The sequence below is a fragment of the Rhodococcus sp. IEGM 1366 genome (genome assembly GCF_033142425.1).
Taxonomy (GTDB): Bacteria; Actinomycetota; Actinomycetes; order Mycobacteriales; family Mycobacteriaceae; genus Rhodococcus_F; species Rhodococcus_F globerula.
In genome coordinates this window covers 292,458-313,702 of the sequence record NZ_JAWLRZ010000006.1, presented here as the reverse complement: position 1 = coordinate 313,702, position 21,245 = coordinate 292,458, and the positions used below count along the sequence as shown (strand labels likewise).

The following is a 21,245-nucleotide window of genomic DNA, read 5'->3' as shown; positions in this document are numbered from 1 at the left end:
GGCCATGCGCACATCGGCAACACTTGCCGCCTACGCCGGAGGCCTTGTCGTCGTATTCGGCGCCGCCTTCGGCGTGGGGGCGGCCGTCGGAAACCCTGTCGAGAGCCCGAGCCACGCGCCGGCGTCCAGCACATCGAACACGCCCGCACCCCATGAGGAAGGTCACCGATGAGTACACCCACCACCGTCGGTAGCGTCGAACTCGCCATCACGGGAATGACCTGCGCGTCGTGCGCCGCTCGAATCGAGAAGAAACTCAACAAGATCGACGGCGTCAGTGCCACGGTCAACTACGCCACGGAGAAGGCCAAGGTCTCGTACCCCGACACCGTCGGGGTAGATGAACTGCTCGCCACCGTAGAAAATGCGGGCTACTCGGCAGCGCTCCCCACGCCGCCTGCCAGCACCGCCGACGCAGACGTGGAGACCCCACAGGATCGTGACCTCCGCGAACTGCGCGCCCGGCTGATCGTCTCGACCCTACTCTCGGTTCCCGTCATCGCGATGGCGATGATCCCCGCACTTCAGTTCACGAACTGGCAATGGCTCTCCCTCACACTGGCGGCCCCTGTCATCGTCTGGGCGGCTCTGCCTTTCCATCGCGCCGCCTGGATCAACCTCCGACACGGCGCAGCCACGATGGACACCCTCATCTCCATCGGCACCATTGCCGCGTTCCTGTGGTCGCTGTACGCGCTGTTCTTCGGCACAGCCGGCGAAGCCGGGATGAAACACGCGTTTTCGCTCACCGTCGACCGAATGGACGGCACCGCCAACATTTATCTCGAGGTCGCCGCAGGTGTGATCACCTTCGTGTTGGCCGGACGCTACTTCGAGCACAAGTCCAAGCGCACCTCGGGTGCGGCGCTGCGTGCACTCATGGAACTCGGCGCAAAGGACGTTGCAGTCCTGCGAGACGGTGCCGAGGTCAGAATCCCGGCCGAAGATCTTGTCACCGGCGACGTCTTCATCGTCCGCCCAGGTGAGAAGATCGCCACCGACGGAGTCATCACCGAAGGCCGCTCCGCCGTAGACCTGAGCATGCTGACCGGCGAATCGGTGCCCGAGGAGGTAGGCGTCGGCGACAGCGTTGTCGGAGCCACCGTTAACGTAGGCGGCACCCTGTCCGTCCGGGCCACCCGAGTCGGCAGCGACACGCAACTCGCCCAAATGGCAGCACTTGTCGAAGACGCACAGAACGGTAAGGCTGACGTTCAGCGTCTCGCCGATCGCATTGCAGGCATCTTTGTTCCGATTGTCATCGCGATTGCCGTTGCCACACTGGGTTACTGGCTCGGTAGCGGCAACGGAATCGAGATGGCGTTCACCGCGGCCGTCGCCGTCCTGATCATCGCCTGCCCCTGTGCGCTCGGATTGGCAACACCCACCGCGCTGTTGGTCGGCACCGGTCGAGGCGCCCAGATGGGAATCCTGATCAAGGGCCCCGAGGTGCTGGAATCGACTCGCGCAGTGGACACCATCGTCCTCGACAAGACCGGCACCGTCACCACCGGCCAGATGACTCTGCTCGACACCATCGCAGCCGACGGAACGAGTATCGATGACGTCTTGCGTTTGGCGGGCGCTCTCGAACATCGCTCCGAGCACCCGATTGCTGCGGCAATTGCCAAGGGTGCCAAGGAAACAGTGGGCGAACTTCCCGCGGTCTCCGACTTCGTGAACGTCGCCGGACGAGGCGTTCAGGGAATGGTCGACGGCCACGCTGTAGTAGCCGGCCGTGAGGCATTGCTCGAAGACTGGGCTATGACGTTGCCCGAGAACCTGCGGGCTGCAAAGACCGAAGCAGAAAAGGCGGGCCGCACCGCCATCGCAGTCGGCTGGGACGGAGCGGCGCGCGGCGTCCTCGTGATAGCCGACGCCGTCAAGGACACCAGCGCCGAGGCGATAGCGCAGTTGAAGGCACTCGGCCTCGAACCGATCCTACTGACAGGCGACAACAAGACCGTCGCCCGGACCGTCGCAGACCAGGTGGGCATCAGCACGGTATTTGCCGAGGTCATGCCAGCCGACAAGGTCGACGCCGTCAAGAAACTGCAGGCGGAGGGACGCGTCGTGGCCATGGTCGGCGACGGCGTCAACGACGCGGCGGCTTTGGCTCAGGCCGATCTCGGTCTGGCGATGGGTACCGGTACCGATGTCGCAATCGAAGCCAGCGACATCACACTGGTTCGCGGTGACCTTCGCTCGGCAGCGGATGCAATCAGGTTGTCTCGCAAGACACTGAAAACAATCAAGGGCAACCTGTTCTGGGCCTTTGCCTACAACACGGCAGCTATCCCCCTCGCGGCGGCGGGACTGCTGAACCCGATGCTGGCCGGTGCCGCGATGGCATTCAGCAGCGTGTTCGTGGTGAGCAACAGCCTGAGGCTACGCCGGTTCAAGTAAGGGGCCTTCGGCGCCTGTGCGCCTTTTTGGTAGCGATGGCTACCAGAAAGGCGCACAGGGTTATTCGACTCCTGCCAAACGCACAAACGCCGCTGCGTCGAGCATCTCGCCACGCGTCTGCGGCTCGATTCCGGCAGCAAGGAGCCTGCGCTCCGCTTCAGCCGGCGAACCCGCCCAACCACTGAGCGCTGCTCGCAAGGTCTTGCGACGCTGAGCAAAAGCTGCGTCGATCGCGGCAAAAACACGCTTGCGGTGCTGCTCGTCCATCGGCCACGGCGGCTCGGCGTAACGGTCGATCCGTACCAGACCGGACTCCACCTTGGGCGCCGGCCAGAACACATTGCGTCCCACGGCGCCGGCACGGCGGACCTCACCGAAGAAATTGGCCTTGACGCTCGGGACGCCGTAGATCTTGCTTCCCGGATCAGCAGCCAGGCGATCAGCGACCTCGGCTTGCACCATCACCAGCGCGGTACGCAGGCTCGGCAGCGACGCGAACAGGTGCAGCAGCACCGGCACCGCCACGTTGTACGGAAGGTTCGCGACCAGAGCCGTCGGCTCCCCCGGGATCTGCGACGGCAACACACGCATGGCGTCGGCCTCCACCACCGTCAGACGATCTGCCAGTTCAGGAGCGCGCTCGGACACCGTCTTGGGCAGACGAGCCGCCAGATTCGGATCGATCTCCACCGCGATGACACGATCCACGACGTCCATCAAGGCCATGGTCAGTGAGCCGAGACCTGGTCCGACCTCGAGAACCACGTCGTCACGGGTGACGCCGGCGGTAGTGACGATGCGTCGCACGGTGTTGGCGTCGTGAACGAAGTTCTGCCCCAACTGCTTTGTGGGGCGCACACCGAACTCCTCGGCAAGAGCGCGCACCTCGGCCGGGCCGAGCAGCGCTGCCTGCCCGCGAGGGGTGGCGATGGGTTGGTTCGATTCGGCGTCTGACACAGGTAAGAACTTAACCCAGTCCGAGACGACCCGAGCACGACGGCCATGCGCCCCAGCCCTGGGTACGCTGGGTTTGCGTGGCAATGGCGATCTGCTCCTCGCGGGTCGCGAGGTCGGCGCGGGCAGCGTACTTGAGCCCGCCCTGTCGTTCCCAGGTGTTCTGGTCGAACTGCACGCCGCCGTAGAAACCGTTGCCGGTGTTGATAGCCCAGTTGCCGGTGGCCTCACACTGAGCGAGCGCATCCCACGTGCTGCCGTTCTCGACCGGCGGCACCTCGGTGCCCGGCTTGGTACCGACGCGGACAACCTTGGGTTGCGCGGGTGTGGTGATCGTCTCGGCAACAGGCGTGCGACCGGTTTCGACACCGTTGACCAGATTGACCGCAAATGTGACGTCACGAACGCCGGGCACTCCCGGGTTCTCGACGATCGTTCGGCTCTGATTCATGGTCGGATCCTCGATGCGCTGATCCGGCGGATCGAGCGGCAAGGTCTCCACTCGGCTTTCGGTGATATTGCGCGTCACCGTGATCTCGAGGCCTTCGGTGAGCGGCGCATCTGCGGCGGGAACAACGGTGTCCGCAGCTGCGAGCGGAGTTCCGTTTGCGGTCAAGAACTCACCGACAGTGGGAGCTGCGAGCCGGACATCCGTCGTCGCATGTGCTCCGTCAGTCAGCTTTGCGACAACAGGTGTGAGGACATCGAGCGCTGTGCCGTCCAACGGAAGACGCTGCGAACGTGAAGCCGAAACATGAACATCTGCAGCAACATCGAGTTGCTTCAAGGCATCTTCGACTGTGAGAGCTGTTGTCCACACGGACTTCTGCTGACCGTCGACCGTCAAGGTGATCTCGCGGGCACGACGCAGCACCACGGTGTCGCCGTCGGACACGGACGCGTCGGATGCCGGTGCAACAGCGTCCTTGTCACCAATCGAATAGCCCGCATCTTCGAGAATGCCGTCGACGTTGCTCGCCATGGTGCTCAGGCGAATCTGCTCACCGTCGACATCGAGAGTGATGGTCTTGTGGTTGACCACAGCCAGAATTCCACCGGCCACCAGCGTGAGAAGCAACGCGGCGATCATCGAATACAACAGCGGTGATCGCGTCGAGTTGAGCTTCGCAAGCGGTGACATAGGTTCCTGACTTCTGGTCCGGGGTCAGTGCGCGGTTAGCGCAGACCCAATTTGCTTGTGCACGAAGGCCATGCGCCCCAGCCCTGACCGGCGCGAACCTTCTCGCCGATCGCGATCTGCTGCTCACGGGTTGCGAGGTCGGCACGCGATGCGTACTCGCCACCGCCGAATGCCTGCCAGGTGCTCTGGGTGAATTGCAATCCGCCGTAAAAGCCATTGCCGGTGTTGATCGCCCAGTTGCCGGTGGCCTCACACTGCGCAATCGCATCCCAGGTCGCCGCATTGGAAATTGCCGGTACCGCAGGTTCTTTGGTGCCGACCTTCACTACCGCGGCAACAGGTTCCTTGACCACGGTCGCAGAAAGCTCCGTACGCGCTGCCTCGACACCATTGACGGTCTTGACCTCGATGGTCGCCGTGCGCTCACCGGGAACTCCCGGGTTTTCGACGACGGTCGAGTCCTTCTCGAGCGACGGATCGTCGATCTTGTTCTCCGGCGCGGGAATCGGCTGGTTCTCGACGCGGGTGTCGGTGCGCGACCGGGTAATTTCGACGGTGAGCCCGTCAGTGACAGGCGTCTCGGCGGGCGGAACAACGGTGTCGGCCTGCTCGAGCGGAGCATTTCGTGCGGCCAGAAGATCACCGACAGTAGCGGCGGCAAGCTTGATTTCCGTAGCGGGCGCACCGCCGTCCGCAACGTTGACTACCTTGGGGCTGATCACGTCGAGTTCCGTGCGTTCGAGCGGCAAACGATGCGAGCGTGACGCCGATACGGCAAAGTCGTCGGCCACGTCGAACTGCTTCAACGCTTCGTCCACGGTCAGCGCAGTGGTCCACACCGTCTGCTGCTTGCCGTCGACGGTCAAGTCCAGCTCACGTGCGCGTCGCAGAACGACAGTGTCGCCGTCGGCCAGAGAGGCGTCGGAGCTGGGCGCAAGTGCGTCCTTCGGATCCACCTCGTATCCGGCCTTGTCCAAAGCGCCACCGACGCTGCTCGACATGGTGGACAGCGAGATCATCTCGCCGTCGACGTCGAGCGTGATCGTCTTGTGCTGAACCACCACGAGCAGCCCACCGACAACAAGCGTCAGGAGCAGCGCCGCCACCATCGAATAGAGAAGTGGTGACTTCGTGGAGTTGATCTTGGCAAAAGGCGACACAGGAAATCCCAAGGCAGACGACGTTCGATCACAATACGGTAACGGCCACACACCGCTTCGGCAACCAAACGGTCACGAATTGCGACTTTTGTCACGGAATAAACACGGCGTGTCGCAGGTCGGTAACTTTTTACCTCAGTTAACGGTGTACCGATTCAGCGCGGCGCGCAGTATGTTCTCGTCTGGTCATAAGCAGTCCGGCGATCCCGGGCGTGACATACGAAAGCTGGGCGAGAGTGCGAAGAAAAGTCGACAAACCCCGTAACCCGAGGTGGCCGATCCTGGCCATCCTTCTGGCGCTCATCGCAGCGCTGTTCGCTCCAGGCATCGCGTCGGCGCAGCCGGGCCGGACGTACATCATCGCCACCGACGTCACGTTCGCCCCGTTCGAATTCGAGGACGAAAACGGCAATCTCACCGGCATCGACATGGAACTGATCCGGGCCATCGCCGAGGATCAGGGATTCAACGTCGAGATCAAGCAATTGGGATTCGACGCCGCTCTGCAAGCAGTCCAGGCCGGCCAGGCAGACGGCGTCATCGCAGGCATGTCGATCACCGACGCCCGCAAGCAGGTCTTCGACTTCTCCGACCCGTACTTCGAGTCGGGCGTGCAGATGGCAGTGCTCGAATCGAACAACGACGTCAAGTCCTACGAGGACCTGAAGGGCAAACGCGTCGCCGTCAAGAACGGCACCGAAGGCGCCACGTTCGCCGAATCCATCAAGGATCAATACGGATTCACGACTGTCTACTTCGCCGACTCCGCCAGCATGTACGACGAGGTCCGCACGGGTAACTCCGTCGCGGTGTTCGACGACTACCCCGTGCTGGCCTACGGCATCACCCAGGGCAACGGACTCAAAACCGTGACCGAGAAGGAAGCCGGCGCAAGCTACGGCTTTGCCGTCAACAAGGGCCAGAACGCCGAACTGCTCGAGATGTTCAACGCCGGACTTGCGAACCTGCAGGACAGCGGCGAGTACGACGAGATCCTCTCGCAGTTCCTCGGCCAGGACGCCACCTCGTCCGACAACTCCATCATCGGGCTGATCAAGAGCACATACCCACAACTGCTCAAAGGTCTGTGGCTGACCATCGTTCTGTCGGTCGTCTCGATCGCGATCGCTCTTGTCCTGGGTGCGATCTTCGGACTCTGCCGCGTATCGACAAACATCGTCGTCCGCGGAATCGGTACCGCCTACGTCGATATCTTCCGTGGCACGCCGCTTCTGGTGCAAGCGTTCTTCATCTACTTCGGCATCCCGGCCGCTCTGCACTTCCAGATGTCGGCATTCACCGCCGGTGTCATCACGCTCTCGCTCAACGCCGGCGCCTACATGGCCGAGATCGTGCGCGGCGGAATCCTGGCCGTCGACAAGGGCCAGATGGAGGCATCACGCAGCCTCGGCATCAGCTACATGAAGACAATGCGGAAAGTCATCATGCCGCAGGCAATTCGCACGATGATCCCGTCGTACATCAACCAGTTCGTCATCACCCTCAAGGACACGTCGATCCTGTCGGTCATCGGACTGGCTGAGCTCACTCAGACCGGGCGCATCATCATCGCGCGCAACTTCCAGTCCTTCAACATGTGGCTGATCATCGGCGCCATGTACTTCATCATCATCATGGCGCTCACCAAGTTCTCGAACCGCCTCGAAAAGAGGATCAACAAGTGACCGAAACAGCCGTCAACATGAGCAAGCCAGACACCGAAATCAAGATCGAAGTCAAGGGACTGAAAAAGTCGTTCGGCGACAACGAGGTCCTCAAAGGCCTCGACGTCGACATCAAGAACGGCGAAGTGGTGTGCGTCATCGGGCCGTCCGGATCGGGCAAGTCCACCTTCCTACGCTGCCTCAACCGCCTCGAGGACATCACCGCAGGCACCGTGCGCGTCGACCAGTTCGACCTGACGGACAAGAACGTCGATATCGACAAAGTGCGCCAACACATCGGCATGGTGTTCCAGCACTTCAATCTCTTCCCCCACATGACCGTCATCGAAAACGTGATGCTCGCTCCGATCCAGACGGGCCGTTCCACCAAGGAACAGGCACGTGAGATCGCGGCGAAACTGCTAGGTCAGGTTGGTCTCGCCGAGAAGGCCGACGCCAAGCCCGCGAGTCTGTCCGGCGGTCAGAAGCAGCGTGTTGCCATCGCCCGCGCACTCGCCATGAGCCCGGACATCATGCTCTTCGACGAGGCCACCAGCGCCCTCGACCCCGAAATGGTGGGCGAGGTTCTGCAGGTGTTGCGCGACCTCGCGAAGCAGGGCATGACCATGGTCGTCGTGACCCACGAAATGGGATTCGCCCGCGAGGTATCCGATCGTGTCATCTTCATGGCCGACGGTTACATCGTCGAGGAAGGGAAGCCGGAAAACCTGTTCGGCAATCCGCAGCAGAAGCGCACCCAGGATTTCCTGGGGAAGGTGCTTTAGGGGCTCCGCCCCTGTGCGCCTTTCTGGTAGCGCCGACTACCGGAAAGGCGCACAGGGGGTGGCCAACTCGACGACCACGCCAGTCTCGATCCGGTTCTGTGGGCCGACGTCGAAATCACCGAACCTCCGGAACCACCGAGGACTCGCAGCGACCCGTCGATAGGTCTCACTGTCTGCGACGGGCAACCACACGCGTGGGCTTCCGACTTCCTCGTACGTCGTCGTGACCACGAGAATCCCGAGGACTACGCCTGCGGTCCTAACTCCTGACGCCGGCATCCCGCCGTGAACCCAACCGTCGAACCTGCCGGTGTCGGCGCGCGGAGTCAGCGTCCACGAACACTCGTCTCCGACAACCGGATATGGCCCGCAACATTCGATTTCACCCATGTCGATGTGAACGGTGAGGATCTCGACCGAGGATTCCACCGGAGTCGGCTCGGTGTAGCTGTGCGTCCTCACGCCCTCGCAGGAACAGCCAACTCGACGACGACGGCCGTCTCCATCCATCCGCGACTACCACTAACCAGCGACGGCATTCCCCGAAAGTGGCTCGGGACTTTCTCGACGCGAACGTGATCGAGGGTCCCCGGCACCAGCGCCCAATGCCCGGACCCTTGTTCGAGAAATTCGCCACGCTCGAGTCTGATCGAGAGAACGGTCCCTGCCGTGCGTTCTAAATCTGGATAGATACCGCCGTGGACCGACCCGTCGAACCACTGCCCGTCGAACCACAACGAGTCACGCATCGGGCGCAAAGCCCACGAAGATTCTTCGCCGACGACCGGCAGCGGCGCACAGCACTCGAATTCCCACGTTTCGATGCGGACTGTGACGACGTCGTAGGGATAGATGTCGCCGGGATAGATGTCGCCGGGATAGATGCAGTCATTCATCTGAATACTCCGCGCAGTAGACGGGCCGGGACACGACGGTCCCGGGCGCGGAGTTACCTGTCAGCTCAGAATAGCGCTCAGAGCTTGTAGACCCGCTCCGCTGTCGCAGTCGACGCCGCTGCCAGGGCCTCCGGATCCTCGCCGCGGATATCGGCCAATGCGCGCACGGTGTACGGGAGGCAGTACGACTCGTTGGGGGCGCCACGGAACGGATGGGGCGTCAGGAACGGCGCATCCGTTTCGACGATCAGCTGATCCGACGGCACCAATAGCGCAGCCTCGCGGAGAGCCTTCGCATTCTTGAAACTCACGGTTCCCGAAAAACTGAGCACGTACCCGGCGTCGATGCATGCCCGCGCCATCTCCGAATCCGAGGAGAAGCAGTGGAACACCACTGTCTCCGGCGCGCCTTCCTCGTTCAGCACGCGCAGCAAGTCCTGGTCGGCTTCGCGGTTGTGAATCATCAGCGTCTTGCCCAACCGCTTCGCCAGATCGATGTGCCACCGGAAACCGTCGACCTGCTCCTCGATGGTGGCGCACCCATCGAGCTTGCCGGGCCAGTAAAGGTCGAGGCCCGTCTCCCCCACGGCGACGACCCGCGGATCCGACGCCAACCGCTCGATCTCGGCGCGAGTATCGGCGTCGAGAACGTTCGCCCTGGTCGGGTGGATTGCGACGGCGGCGTACACGCGGGAATCCCAGTTCGCAGCGTCGACGGCAAAGCGGGCGGCGTCGAGGTCGTCGGCCACCGTGACAACCCTCCCGACGCCGACGGCCTCGGCTCGGTCGACTATTTCGGCCACGCTCGCAGCGTCATGCGCGCCACACGCGTCGAGGTGCGTATGGGCGTCGATCAGAGGCGACAAGGGCTCAGGGGCATCGGGGGCGGGACGGTCTTTGCTCACGCCCGATAGAGTAAGCGCACCATGACTGTGCCTGCCTCGCCCTCCCAGACCCCGCGCCCGGACTCCGCCGCCCCGGAAGGCGCGGAACGATCGCCGTTCTACATCACGACAGCGATCGCGTATCCCAACGGCGCTCCGCACATCGGCCACGCGTACGAGTACATCTCCTCGGACGCGCTCGCCCGCTTCAAGCGGTTGGACGGACATGAAGTGTTCTTCATGACCGGTACCGACGAGCACGGTCTGAAGATGCAGCAGACTGCGATCAAAGAGGGCATCGACGTTCGGGAACTCGCGGCTCGGAACTCCGACGTGTTCCAGAACCTCGACAAGGTCCTGAACATCTCGTACGACCGGTTCATCCGCACTACGGACGCTGATCACCAGGTCGCCAGCAAGGCGATCTGGGAGAAGATGGCCGCATCCGGCGACATCTACCTCGACACGTACTCGGGTTGGTACTCGGTTCGGGACGAGGCCTTCTACACCGAAGCCGAGACCACGCTTCTGGAGGACGGCACCCGCCAGTCCACCGAGACCGGCACCCCTGTGGAGTGGACCGAGGAGTCCAACTACACGTTCCGCCTCTCGGCGTACGAGGAGCGGTTACTCGCGCTGTACGAAGAGCACCCCGAGTTCATCGCCCCCACGACACGCCGAAACGAGATCGTCAGCTTCGTCAAGAGCGGCCTCAAGGACATCTCGATCTCGCGCACCACGTTCGACTGGGGCGTCAAGGTTCCGGGCGACCCGGACCACGTCATGTACGTCTGGGTAGACGCCCTCACCAACTACCTGACGGGCGTCGGATACCCGAACGCCGACTCGGAGGAGTTCAAGAAGTTCTGGCCCGCGAGCCTGCACATCATCGGCAAGGACATCACGCGGTTCCACACCGTCTACTGGCCGGCGTTCCTCATGTCCGCGGGCATCGAGCTGCCGGAGCGGGTCTTCGTTCACGGCTTCTTGTACAACAAGGGCGAGAAGATGTCGAAGTCGGTCGGCAATGTCGTCGACCCCATCGCCATGGTCGATCAGTACGGTCTCGACGCAGTCCGCTTCTTCCTGCTCCGTGAGATCTCGTACGGCCAGGACGGCAGCTACAGCCACGAGGCGATCGTGACACGCATGAACGCCGACCTGTCGAACGAACTCGGCAATCTCGCACAACGTTCGCTGACAATGGTCGCGAAGAACTGCGACGCCCAGGTACCCACCCCCGGTGAGTTCACCGAGGACGACCTGGCGATGCTGGCGTCTGCGGACGCCTTGCTTGCCAAGTGCCGCAGCGAGTTCGACGTGCAGGCTCTACACCTCGCACTGGAAGCCATCTGGGGCGTGCTCGGCGAGACCAACCGGTACTTCTCCAAGCAGGAACCGTGGGTCCTGCGCAAGACCGATCCGGCGCGTATGGCAACCGTCCTCTACGTGACGATCGAAGTGGTCCGTATCGTCGGCATTCTCGTTCAGCCGGTCATGCCCGACGCGGCGTCGCGGATCCTCGATCTGCTTGGCCAGAGCGAAGAGAGCCGTCAATTCACCGACATCGCGGTACGCATCGACGCGAACCGTAAACTGCCTGCTCCGGCACCTGTTTTCCCTCGTTTCGTCGACGAGTGACGTAGCCGTGTGACGCCTTTCGTGGGGTCCGCCGCATCTGGCCTGAGCCAGTTGTGTCGGACCCCACGTGCACACTGCGTCCATGACACCCGATAGAACATACTTTCGATCTGCTGCCTCCTCGCAGACGCTGCCATGGAACGGAACCCGCGTGTCCTCTCACGAAGTCAGTCCTCAATCTGTCGCAGCTGCCGAGGCCTTGATCACCGAACTTGCCGGCGTCTACGAACGAGGGTGGCAACCTGCCGATCTTGTTCACCTTGCCCGTCGCAGCAAAGATCCCTCGAACGCCGATCTTGTTGCCACCGCCGTCCTACTCGACGCCGCCCGAACCAGGGCCTCCGACCGCGCACCCCTCGAATGGGTTGGGCAACTTGCGTCCATTCGGGAGCAGTTCCCCAATGCCGATCGCATCGCGTCACGAATCACTCTGGACGAGGACGTTTTTCGATCCCTCGCGGCCGGACTCCTGTTCGAAGATCCCTATTTCCTCGTCTCCCAAATTGCCGAGGTGTCGTTGCACTGGACGCGACTCGCGCCGTGGAATCTGTTGCTCGCGCCGCCGTCCACCTGGCCGCCGCAGCGAACGGACACCAGTTACGCGGGCACTGGCGCTGAAGTTGACGCCAAGGTACTCAAGCGAATTCGTGGATTACTCGCCAAAGCCGAGGCCACCAACTTCGCCGAAGAGGCCGAATCCTTCACCGAGAAGGCGCAGGAGTTGATGACGCGGTACGCCATCGATGCGGCACTTCTGCACAATCGCACCGGCATCACCGATACCGCCGTCAACGGGCGTCGCATCCACCTCGACAACCCGTACGTGAAGGAGAAAGTCCATCTCCTCACTGCAATCGGTGATTCCAACCGCGTGCGCGCCGTGTGGTTCAGCGAGGTGTCCATCGCCACGGTCATCGGCACGCCCGTCGATCTCCAGCAGGTCGACATGCTCTTCACGTCATTGCTCGTGCAGGCAACCCGCGCAATGCAATTCGCCGACACCAGCAATCGCGGCGGCTCCAGAACCACGTCGTTCCGCAAAGGCTTCCTCACCGGGTTCGCCAATCGAATCGGTCAACGTCTCCGCGACGCCGGCACCAAAGCCACCGCAGAAGCCGCCGACGCCGCGTCGATGGATGTGGCCGATCTCCTGCCGATTCTCGCTACCACGTCGGCTGCCGTCGACACCGAATTCGATCGGTTGTTCCCGCGAACCCGCAAAGCTCGCGGACGGTCCGTCGACGCCGAAGGGTGGCACGCCGGCCAAGCGGCTGCCGACGACGCCAACCTCCGGCCGGGAGCACCGGCAGTGCGCCGTTAGCCCAGCGCTAGTCCTTACGAGCAGCCAGCACCGTTTCGTACAGTTCGCGCTTCGACACACCGGGGGTGGCGACGAGGGCGCACGCGTCTTTCAGACGTGCTCCGCCCTCGACCAGGCGTTCCACTTCCTCGACCAGATCGGCCGGATCGGAGGCCACCAGAACAGCACCTTCGAGCACTACTGTGATTTCGCCGCGCACACCTTCGGCAGCCCACGCAGCGAGTTCGCCGAGAGTTCCGCGCTTCACCTCTTCGTAGGTCTTGGTCAACTCGCGGCAAACGGCAGCACGCCGGTCCGGGCCGAGCACCTCGACGGCGTCGGCCAGGCAATCAGCCAGGCGATGCGGCGCCTCGAAGAACACACACGCGCGCTGCTCGGTGAGCAGTCCCGCGAACCAGGTCTTGCGTTGTCCACCCTTGCGCGGCGGGAAACCGTCGAAGCAGAAGCGCTCGACGGGCAGCCCTGACAGCGCGAGGGCAGTAGTCACTGCGGACGGGCCAGGCAGGCAGGTGACCTTCAAGTTCTCAGCCACACATGCAGCAACAAGGCGGTATCCGGGATCACTGACCGACGGCATACCGGCGTCGGTCACCAGGAGGACGGTTTTGCCGCCGGCAACGTCGGCGACCAGCGCGGGAAGTCGCGCAATCTCCACCTGATCGTAGAAACTGACCACCTTTCCGGTGATCGTGACATCAAGTGCCGAGGCCAGCGACTTGGTGCGTCGGGTGTCCTCGGCCGCTACGACGTCGGCGGTTGCGAGAGCGTCGCGCAGACGCGGAGACGCGTCACCGACGTCTCCCATGGGTGTTGCGGCGAGTACCAAGCGACCAGTCATACCTGACAGCCTACGATTGCCGAGTGACTGTGCAGACGGACGAGCGGCCAACGCCCGCCAGTGGCGATCGGGTAGTGCGTAGTCCAGCGCCGCTCGTACCCGCCCCGGACTTCGGCCCCACGGACCGGTTGCGTGGCTGGATCGTCACCGCCGTCATCACCACGATCGCCGCAATCACCCGGTTCACGATGCTCGCCTATCCCACGGACGCCGGCACTCCCGTATTCGACGAGAAGCACTATGCGCCGCAAGGCTGGCAGGTGTTGACAGGCGGCGGGATCGAAGACAACCCCGGTTACGGATTGGTGGTGCACCCGCCGATCGGCAAGCAGATGATCGCAATCGGTGAAGCGATCTTCGGTTACAACGGCTGGGGTTGGCGGTTCTCGTCGGCATTGGTCGGAACCTTGATGGTGCTGCTGATCATTCGGATCGTTCGACGGATGACACGTTCGACGCTCATCGGCGCGATTGCCGGCATTCTGCTGATCGTCGACGGAGTCACGTTCGTCTCGTCCCGCCTGGGCATGCTCGACATTTTTCTCGCATTCTTTGTTCTCGCCGCGCTTGGCTGCCTGATCGTCGACCGTGACCAGGTTCGGCAACGGATGGCCACCGCTTACGCCGAGGGTCGGATCGGCGATTCCGAATGGGGTCCACGGCTCGGATTCCGGTGGTGGCGATTCGGCGCCGGCATCCTGCTCGGATTGGCCTGCGGCACCAAATGGTCCGGGATGTACTTCATCTTGTTCTTCGGACTCCTCAGCGTCGCGTTCGACCTGTCCGCACGCCGCGCCTACCGTGTGCAGCGGCCATGGTTCGGCACCGCGGTCCGCGACATCGGCCCCGCTCTGTACGCGTTGGTCGTCATCCCGATCGGCGTCTACCTGGCCAGCTACTGGGCCTGGTTTGCGAGCGAGACGGGCGTCGATCGCCACGCCGTCGGCAACGAGATCGGCGAGGGCGGAACGTGGAGTTTCATACCGTCGGCGCTGCGTTCCCTCTGGTATTACAGCGGCAACGTGCTCACCTTCCACTCGAGCCTGACGAACTCCGCGGGCAACCACCACCCGTGGGAATCGAAACCCTGGACGTGGCCCATGGGTCTTCGTCCGATGCTCTACTACTACGCCGACGGCGAGCAGGTGACGGGCTGTGGGGCGGCCACCTGCGTCAAGGCGATCATGCTGATCGGCACGCCGGCGATGTGGTGGCTGGCGCTGCCCATGTTGGCGTGGGCGATCTGGAAGACGTTCGTTCGGCGTGACTGGCGCTATGCCGTTGTTCTCACCGGATACGCCGCCGCCTACCTCCCCTGGTTCGCCACGATGGACCGTCAGATGTACTTCTTCTACGGCGTTGCGCTCGCACCGTTCATGGTCATGGGATTTGCGCTGACACTCGGCGATGTACTTGGCAAGGCAACGGATTCCGTCGAGCGACGCACCACGGGATTGCTCGCGGTCAGCCTGTACATCGGGCTGGTTGTCGCGAACTTCGTCTACCTGTGGCCCATCTTGACCGCGATGCCGATCACTCCGGAATCGTGGCAGAACCATCTGTGGTTGCCGAGCTGGAAATAGCTCAGGTATCGCGCCGAGCGCGAGTGCCTCGTCGGACCCGTCGGGTTTGGAGAAGCGCTCGTTTCTGTTCTCGGGCAGCGACGATGATCGGGTCGTGTGACAGATCTCGGTAGAGCGAGAAGCACAGGCCGATCATCACGACGACAAATGGCGCGGCCGCGATGATCGTCATCGTCTGTAAACCCTCGAGCGCTTCGGAACCGCCGGTCCACAGCAATAGCGCCGCGGCGCCACCGGTCAACACACCCCAGAACACCACGACCCACCGACTCGGCTCGAGAGTTCCCCGCTGCGAGAGAGTGCCCATCACCATCGACGCGGCGTCTGCACCCGAGACGAAGAACACAGCTACGAGCAGCATGACCAGGACGGTCGTGACGCCCGCGAGCGGGAGATTGTCGAGCATCCCGAACAACTGCGCTTCCTCGGAACCCCGGCTCGCGAGATCGATTCCGTCTCGCTCCTCACCGATCCCGGCACCGCCGAAGATCGAGAACCACAACAGGCTCACCGTCGTCGGGACGACAATGACACCAACGATGAACTGACGAATAGTGCGCCCACGACTGATGCGCGCCAAGAACATTCCCACGAACGGTGTCCAGGACACCCACCAGGCCCAGTAGAAGATGGTCCAGGACGACAGCCACTCTCCTGTCTCGGGATTCGACGACGCTCCGGTCCTTGCCGACATCTGGGCGAGATCCGACGCGTAGGCGCCGATGGTGGTGGGCAGAAGGTTGAGGATCAGAACTGTCGGTCCGAGTACGAACACGAAGAGCGCCAAGATCAACGCGAGCACCATGTTGATGTTCGACAACCACTGAATTCCCTTGGAAACGCCCGAGACTGCCGATGCGACAAAGGCCAGGGTCAACACCGCGACAATGGAAACGAGGAGGAAGACACTCACTTCTTGCATCCACCCGACCACCTGGAATCCCGAGCCGATTTGCAGGGCGCCGAGTCCCAGTGATGCGGCCGTGCCGAAGAGAGTCGCGAAGATGGCAAGAATATCGATGATCTTGCCGATCGGACCTTCAGCCCGACGCCCGAGCAGTGGGATGAAAGCCGAGCTGAAAAGCTGCTTGCGTCCACGCCGATACGATCCGTACGCAATGGCAAGGCCCACAACGGCATACATCGCCCAGGGATGAAGCCCCCAGTGGAACATGGTGGTTGCCATAGCGGTTCCGATACCGCCGTCGGTGCCAGGTGGTGGATTGACGTAGTGCGCCAATGGTTCGGCGACACCGAAGAACATCAGGCCGATTCCCATTCCGGCGCTGAACATCATCGCAATCCAACTGACGGTCCGGAACTCCGGTTTCTCACCGTCCTTGCCGAGTGGAATGTCTCCGAACCGACTGACGGCGAGGTAGATGGAGAACAGCACAAAAGCCGACGCCGCGAGAACGAAGAGCCAGCCGATGTTGACGACGAGCCAGTCGAGAATGCTCCCCGTCACCGAGTTCAGATTGTCGGGGGCAACGAGGCCCCACACGAGAATTGCCAAGACCGCCACTGCCGTTACGGAAAAAACCACGTAATCGGTTCGCACACCTACTCGTGTGAACCCATTCGTCGGTCGGTCCTCGTTGGCACCGGAATTCTGCTCTGAAGGATCAGATTTCGTCACCATAGGACAATACGTTGGTCACTCGCGCGAACAAAAGCAATAGCGAAGGCGGGCCCGACACCTGCCGGACCCGCCCCGAAATACGCCTTACGCTGCGGTTTTCAACCAACCGTTGCCTTTGCCAATCAATCCGTCCACGCTAATACGACCGGCTCCGATCGTGGCGATCAGCAGCGAGCCGACACCGAGCGCAAGTACCAGTTCGTAGCCACCAGCGTCGACAAAAATGCCGTTGCCCGAGTGGACGATGAAGAAGGCGCCCACCATGTCGAGGAACAGCAGCACACCGACAAGCGGAGTCAGGACGCCGGCAATGAGCAGGATTCCGCCGCCGAGTTCGATCGTGGCTGCAAGAATCGCCGACACCTTGGGCAGGGGCGCGCCCATCATTTCGAATGACGCCTGCGTTCCGGCGATCTTGTACGTGAAGAACTTCTGCCAACCGTGGGCGATGAAGATGATGCCAAGGCCGATGCGAGCGATGAGGAGTCCGAGGTCACGGACGATCGACGAATTCATGGTGCAAGCCTGACAGCTTTAAGTTGAAGCGTCAACTTAAGGCTGCGTCACGCGCCTCTCAATGCGGCCTCGACCATAGTCAGTATCTCGTCATCCGAATATCCGAGCGCACGCACATCTTTCACGAAAGCCGTCGCCGCCTGCTCCGCCTGCGCTCGTACCGGATCACTTCCCGACGCAATGAAGGTGCCCTGCTTCCCGCGGGTCTCGATCACCCCCTGCTCGCCGAGCACCCGATACGCTTTTGCGACGGTATTCGCCGCCAAACCCAGGTCCGTTGCCAGCGCCCGAACCGTGGGAATCTTGGCCCCCGCTATCAGCCCCCCGGTCTGCACCTGTTCGATAATCTGTTGGCGTAGTTGGTCGTACGGCGCCACGGACGAACCGTGGTCGATCACGATACCGGTCATCACAAGGCATCAACCGCGTCGCGAACAAGATCGGAGCCGGACGTCAGAACCAACGTCTTGCCGACACTCGCGGGCGCATCGATCAACGCCTCGATCACCGCCGCTACATCAGCCCTACTGACCGATCCACGCGCAACCGGAGGCTCGGCCAGAGTTACCTCACCGATCGGATCGTCATCGGTGAGTAGCCCCGGACGAATGATCGTCCACTCCAAGCCCGTGCGAGAACGCAGATCGTCCTCGGCGGCCGTCTTGGCTTCGAGGTACGCGGCAAAAACCTCGTCGGTCCCCTCCGCAACCGGTTCGCCGGCGCCCATCGCACTGATCTGGATGAAACGACGAACACCCGCTTTTTCCGCCGCGTCTGCAAGCCGTACCGCTGCCGCCCGATCGACTGTGTCCTTACGCGCAATTCCACTCCCCGGACCGGCTCCCGCCGCAAAAACTGCAACATCGCACCCGGCCAGCACCTTCGCGAGTTCGTCGACGGTGGCCGTTTCCAGGTCGATCACTACGGGAAATGCGCCCAACGTCCGGACCGCACCCTCGTGATCCGGATTGCGGATCAGCGCAACCGGCCGATCACCATGTCCGGCCAGCAAAAATATGAGGTGCTGCGCGATCTTGCCGTGACCTCCGGCAATCGCCACTCGCCGTTCGTCGACACTTCGATGTTCCGTCATCATCCACTCCTCGTACGTCGGTACTTCAGTCCAGCGCACCGGAAGGGGCCGTTTGTTCCCACTTCCCGACCGGGCAGCTGATCACGCCAGGCACAATGACGACCATGGCCTCTGCAACGATCTTCCACAATCAACGGTGCAACACCTCACGAACTGTTCTCGCCCGGCTCCGTGAACACGACATCGAACCGACCGTCGTCATGTACCTCGATACACCGCCTACCCGTTCGGAACTGGATAAACTCCTCTCCGACGCCGGCCTCACTCCCAGCCAGGCAGTTCGTAAGCGTGAATCGCAGTACAAGGAACTCGGGCTCGCCGACGCATCCGAGTCCAAGATCCTCGACGCCATGATCGAACACCCGATTCTCATCGAACGCCCCTTTGTCGTCACTGACAAGGGCACTGTCCTCGCCCGCCCGGCAGACAAGGTCGAAGAAATCCTCTAGGCATCACAACGGATCGCGGGCGATCGGACAGGACATGCACCGGGGACCACCCCGGCCGGATCCCAGTTCCGACCCCGCGATCCGGAGCACCTCGATCCCCGACGCCTCCAGCCGCGCATTGGTCTCGACATTGCGCTCGTATGCGACCACCACACCGGGTTCAATTGCCAGAGTGTTGTTTCCGTCGTCCCACTGCTCACGTTCGGCAGTCACCGTGTCCAATCCGGTGTCGATGACCCGCAGCTTCCCGATCCCCATCGCGTCGGCGGCAGCCTCGAGGAACGGGTCAGCACCTCGTATGCTCACGCCGTCATCCTCACGCCGAATAGTGAAGGCCGACAATGTGTTCTGAATCGCCGGATACATGACTACGGCGTCGGCCTCCACCATCGTGCACACCGTATCGAGATGCATCGACGCGCGGCGCTGCTCGATCGGCACCACCAACACCGTATGCGCCAAATCGTCGTCGAACACACTGCGCGCCAATGCTTCCGCCCCCGCCGGCGACGTCCGCTCACCCACACCGACGGCAATCACGCCGGGAGCGAGTAGCAGCACATCACCACCTTCGACCGGAGCGGTATGCGATTCGTACGCCCGCCGCACCCCCCGAAACCGAGGATGATGCGCATACACCAGATCGGTGATCGACGACTCCCGCGCCCGCGCAGACAACGCCAAGGACGTAATCACCACCCGCGGCCCGATCCAGAACGACGAATCACGCGTGAACAGCAGATTGGGCAACGGATCGATCACAAAGTCCCCGCCGTGGTGCATCCGCCGCACCAGCGACGTCGACGACGCGTCGATCGGGAGTTCGTCGAAAGTCATACCGGCGGTGAGGATGGACGACAACTCCGCCGGCGGCACACTGCGTAGGTACGACGACAGATGCTGCCCCAGCGAGTGCCCGATCTTCCGTGTGTCCACCGCAGCCGAAATTCCCTGAATCCGGGCCGCACCGCTGACCGTCAAGGCTTCGGCGAGCAGATCCGCAAGCAGCAGAACCTCGACACCGTGCTCACGCAGCACCGACGCGAACTGATCGTGCTCGTCCTGCGCCCGATCAACCCACGGCAAACCGTCGAAAAGCAGTTGATCGTTGTTTCGCGGGGTGAGCCGCTTCAATTCGTCGCCGGGACGATGCAAGATGACCGAACGCAACCTACCTACCTCGGAGTCGACACCGAGCGAGACGGATCCAGAACCGTTCATGGATAAACAGTATTCCCGTCGGTGCGTAATCTGATGGCCGACACCAGTGAGAGGAACCACCATGACGGCACCACAGCGACCCGAGAACGAACACCGAGGGGTCGAGTTGTTGTGTGGACGCTGGGCCGGCACCGGTAGCGGACACTTTCCGACGATCGACGATTTCGAGTACTCCGAGGAAATCGTCTTCGCTCCGACCCCCAAACCGTTCCTGACGTACAGCTCACGCACACGTGGCTTGCCCGACGGCCGCCCACTTCACATGGAATCTGGATACCTGCGCCCGGTCCCCGGCAACAAGCTCGAGTTGCTGATCACCCAGCCGACCGGTTTTGTGGAGATCCACCGCGGCAGCATCGACGCCGAGGGCACTCTTGCCTTCACACTGTTGACACTTGCGGCGTCACCGGATTCCAAGCCCGTCACCGATGTGCGACGCGTAGTGCGGGTTCACGAAGACACACTGACGTACGACATCTGGATGGCACACGATCAGACACCGCTCACTCATCATCTGCATGCCGAGCTCCAGCGCGTCGACGATTAACGCTCTTTCACGGATTGAGTAGGAACGCTTCGACGGCGTCGTGATCGCGGCGCAACAGATCCTGAGCCATATTCTTCAACAGCCTTTCGATCTGGCCGCCTAGAACCGGAATCTTCACCTCTGCCCAGCCGTCGACGTTCAGCACGGAGCGAGCGTCGCCTGCTTCGGCCAATTCCAGGTCGACCTCGATACGAATAGGCAATCCGTGCGCTCTCCCGGTCACTGATCCGACCGCCCGGCCGTCGGATAGCGGACCCCACCGATCGGCTCGCTCGACACCGAGGCGGTCCGGAACCAGCTTTGCAACCAACCCCGGCAGTGCCGACGATTCGAGCTCGTCGGTTAGCGACACCGCTATCGCTCCGCCTCCGTCTTCGATAACTGCCTTGGAATACAGGTCGCCAAGTCTGATCATCCAATACCGAGTATCTGTCAATGCCGCATGAACCTTCTCGGGCGGAAAGTTGAATTCGATACCAAATCGAAAACTCTTTGACATTTGGT

Annotated in this window: 22 protein-coding genes; 9 read left to right on the top strand and 13 right to left on the bottom strand. The window is 62.3% G+C overall.

Features of this window, described 5'->3' with window-relative positions; all coding sequences use genetic code 11:
• Positions 1 to 4 precede the first annotated feature (4 nt).
• On the top strand, positions 5 to 172 hold the full coding sequence (locus R4P64_RS19845; protein ID WP_155276682.1) for a hypothetical protein: 168 nt from the start codon (positions 5 to 7) through the stop codon (positions 170 to 172).
• Positions 169 to 2,406 carry a heavy metal translocating P-type ATPase gene (locus R4P64_RS19840; RefSeq protein ID WP_141486339.1) on the top strand — a complete coding sequence of 746 codons (2,238 nt, stop codon included), beginning with the start codon at positions 169 to 171 and terminating at the stop codon, positions 2,404 to 2,406. The genes R4P64_RS19845 and R4P64_RS19840 overlap by 4 nt, the downstream gene beginning before the upstream one ends.
• A gap of 60 nt (positions 2,407 to 2,466) precedes the next feature.
• Here the strand turns inward: R4P64_RS19840 and rsmA are convergent, their stop codons facing one another.
• From rsmA to R4P64_RS19825, 3 genes are read right to left on the bottom strand one after another with little or no spacing between them, the layout of a single operon-like run.
• Positions 2,467 to 3,363, bottom strand: a complete 897-nt coding sequence (rsmA, locus tag R4P64_RS19835) for a 16S rRNA (adenine(1518)-N(6)/adenine(1519)-N(6))-dimethyltransferase RsmA (RefSeq protein ID WP_033234261.1) — start codon at positions 3,361 to 3,363, stop codon at positions 2,467 to 2,469.
• Between the two features lie 10 nt (positions 3,364 to 3,373).
• The gene (locus R4P64_RS19830) at positions 3,374 to 4,501 is read right to left on the bottom strand and encodes a transglycosylase family protein (protein ID WP_317822330.1); all 1,128 of its coding nucleotides are present in this window, start codon (positions 4,499 to 4,501) and stop codon (positions 3,374 to 3,376) included.
• A 35-nt stretch (positions 4,502 to 4,536) separates the two neighbouring features.
• Positions 4,537 to 5,661, bottom strand: a complete 1,125-nt coding sequence (locus R4P64_RS19825; protein WP_045069253.1) for a resuscitation-promoting factor — start codon at positions 5,659 to 5,661, stop codon at positions 4,537 to 4,539.
• Between the two features lie 236 nt (positions 5,662 to 5,897).
• Here R4P64_RS19825 and R4P64_RS19820 point away from each other — a divergent pair, with 236 nt between their 5' ends.
• Positions 5,898 to 7,346, top strand: coding sequence for an amino acid ABC transporter substrate-binding protein/permease (locus tag R4P64_RS19820; protein ID WP_051730475.1), 1,449 nt, complete (start codon positions 5,898 to 5,900; stop codon positions 7,344 to 7,346).
• Positions 7,343 to 8,110 carry an amino acid ABC transporter ATP-binding protein gene (locus R4P64_RS19815; protein WP_080711718.1) on the top strand — a complete coding sequence of 256 codons (768 nt, stop codon included), beginning with the start codon at positions 7,343 to 7,345 and terminating at the stop codon, positions 8,108 to 8,110. The genes R4P64_RS19820 and R4P64_RS19815 overlap by 4 nt, the downstream gene beginning before the upstream one ends.
• Positions 8,111 to 8,146: 36 nt before the next feature.
• Here R4P64_RS19815 and R4P64_RS19810 read toward each other — a convergent pair whose 3' ends face one another.
• The 3 genes from R4P64_RS19810 to R4P64_RS19800 form a co-directional block, all read right to left on the bottom strand.
• On the bottom strand, positions 8,147 to 8,572 hold the full coding sequence (locus R4P64_RS19810; RefSeq protein WP_095888449.1) for a DUF6578 domain-containing protein: 426 nt from the start codon (positions 8,570 to 8,572) through the stop codon (positions 8,147 to 8,149).
• Positions 8,569 to 9,006: a DUF6578 domain-containing protein gene (locus R4P64_RS19805; protein ID WP_317540831.1), complete on the bottom strand. Its 438-nt coding sequence runs from the start codon at positions 9,004 to 9,006 to the stop codon at positions 8,569 to 8,571. Before R4P64_RS19805 ends, R4P64_RS19810 begins: the two co-directional genes overlap by 4 nt.
• A 77-nt stretch (positions 9,007 to 9,083) precedes the next feature.
• On the bottom strand, positions 9,084 to 9,911 hold the full coding sequence (locus R4P64_RS19800) for a TatD family hydrolase (protein WP_033234256.1): 828 nt from the start codon (positions 9,909 to 9,911) through the stop codon (positions 9,084 to 9,086).
• 21 nt (positions 9,912 to 9,932) lie between these two features.
• On the opposite strand from R4P64_RS19800, the gene metG reads away from it, so the two are divergent.
• Both metG and R4P64_RS19790 read left to right on the top strand, forming a co-directional pair.
• On the top strand, positions 9,933 to 11,531 hold the full coding sequence (gene metG, locus R4P64_RS19795) for a methionine--tRNA ligase (RefSeq protein ID WP_095888448.1): 1,599 nt from the start codon (positions 9,933 to 9,935) through the stop codon (positions 11,529 to 11,531).
• A 151-nt stretch (positions 11,532 to 11,682) separates the two neighbouring features.
• Positions 11,683 to 12,852 carry a DUF2786 domain-containing protein gene (locus tag R4P64_RS19790; RefSeq protein ID WP_317822324.1) on the top strand — a complete coding sequence of 390 codons (1,170 nt, stop codon included), beginning with the start codon at positions 11,683 to 11,685 and terminating at the stop codon, positions 12,850 to 12,852.
• A gap of 7 nt (positions 12,853 to 12,859) precedes the next feature.
• On the opposite strand, the gene rsmI is transcribed toward R4P64_RS19790, so the two are convergent.
• The gene (gene rsmI, locus R4P64_RS19785; protein WP_033234253.1) at positions 12,860 to 13,690 is read right to left on the bottom strand and encodes a 16S rRNA (cytidine(1402)-2'-O)-methyltransferase; all 831 of its coding nucleotides are present in this window, start codon (positions 13,688 to 13,690) and stop codon (positions 12,860 to 12,862) included.
• 23 nt (positions 13,691 to 13,713) lie between these two features.
• Here rsmI and R4P64_RS19780 point away from each other — a divergent pair, with 23 nt between their 5' ends.
• The gene (locus R4P64_RS19780) at positions 13,714 to 15,273 is read left to right on the top strand and encodes a dolichyl-phosphate-mannose--protein mannosyltransferase (protein WP_287160189.1); all 1,560 of its coding nucleotides are present in this window, start codon (positions 13,714 to 13,716) and stop codon (positions 15,271 to 15,273) included.
• A 1-nt stretch (position 15,274) separates the two neighbouring features.
• Here the strand turns inward: R4P64_RS19780 and R4P64_RS19775 are convergent, their stop codons facing one another.
• The 4 genes from R4P64_RS19775 to R4P64_RS19760 form a co-directional block, all read right to left on the bottom strand.
• Complete coding sequence (locus R4P64_RS19775) at positions 15,275 to 16,915, bottom strand: BCCT family transporter (protein ID WP_045069245.1); 1,641 nt, start codon at positions 16,913 to 16,915, stop codon at positions 15,275 to 15,277.
• Between the two features lie 84 nt (positions 16,916 to 16,999).
• Positions 17,000 to 17,431 carry a DoxX family protein gene (locus R4P64_RS19770; RefSeq protein ID WP_033234250.1) on the bottom strand — a complete coding sequence of 144 codons (432 nt, stop codon included), beginning with the start codon at positions 17,429 to 17,431 and terminating at the stop codon, positions 17,000 to 17,002.
• A 47-nt stretch (positions 17,432 to 17,478) separates the two neighbouring features.
• Positions 17,479 to 17,841 carry a GntR family transcriptional regulator gene (locus R4P64_RS19765; protein WP_033234249.1) on the bottom strand — a complete coding sequence of 121 codons (363 nt, stop codon included), beginning with the start codon at positions 17,839 to 17,841 and terminating at the stop codon, positions 17,479 to 17,481.
• Positions 17,841 to 18,524 (bottom strand): SDR family oxidoreductase, encoded by a 684-nt coding sequence (locus tag R4P64_RS19760; protein ID WP_033234400.1) that lies wholly within the window; start codon positions 18,522 to 18,524, stop codon positions 17,841 to 17,843. The genes R4P64_RS19765 and R4P64_RS19760 overlap by 1 nt, the downstream gene beginning before the upstream one ends.
• Positions 18,525 to 18,619: 95 nt before the next feature.
• Here R4P64_RS19760 and arsC point away from each other — a divergent pair, with 95 nt between their 5' ends.
• Positions 18,620 to 18,973: an arsenate reductase (glutaredoxin) gene (gene arsC / locus R4P64_RS19755; RefSeq protein WP_317822318.1), complete on the top strand. Its 354-nt coding sequence runs from the start codon at positions 18,620 to 18,622 to the stop codon at positions 18,971 to 18,973.
• A 3-nt stretch (positions 18,974 to 18,976) separates the two neighbouring features.
• On the opposite strand, the gene arcA is transcribed toward arsC, so the two are convergent.
• On the bottom strand, positions 18,977 to 20,194 hold the full coding sequence (gene arcA / locus R4P64_RS19750) for an arginine deiminase (RefSeq protein ID WP_033234247.1): 1,218 nt from the start codon (positions 20,192 to 20,194) through the stop codon (positions 18,977 to 18,979).
• 61 nt (positions 20,195 to 20,255) lie between these two features.
• Between arcA and R4P64_RS19745 the strand changes: the two genes are divergently transcribed.
• Positions 20,256 to 20,741, top strand: coding sequence for an FABP family protein (locus R4P64_RS19745; protein ID WP_092806975.1), 486 nt, complete (start codon positions 20,256 to 20,258; stop codon positions 20,739 to 20,741).
• Between the two features lie 7 nt (positions 20,742 to 20,748).
• Here the strand turns inward: R4P64_RS19745 and R4P64_RS19740 are convergent, their stop codons facing one another.
• A complete protein-coding gene (locus tag R4P64_RS19740; protein WP_033234246.1) occupies positions 20,749 to 21,240 on the bottom strand; it encodes a DUF2505 domain-containing protein in 492 nt (163 codons plus the stop codon).
• Positions 21,241 to 21,245 lie beyond the last annotated feature (5 nt).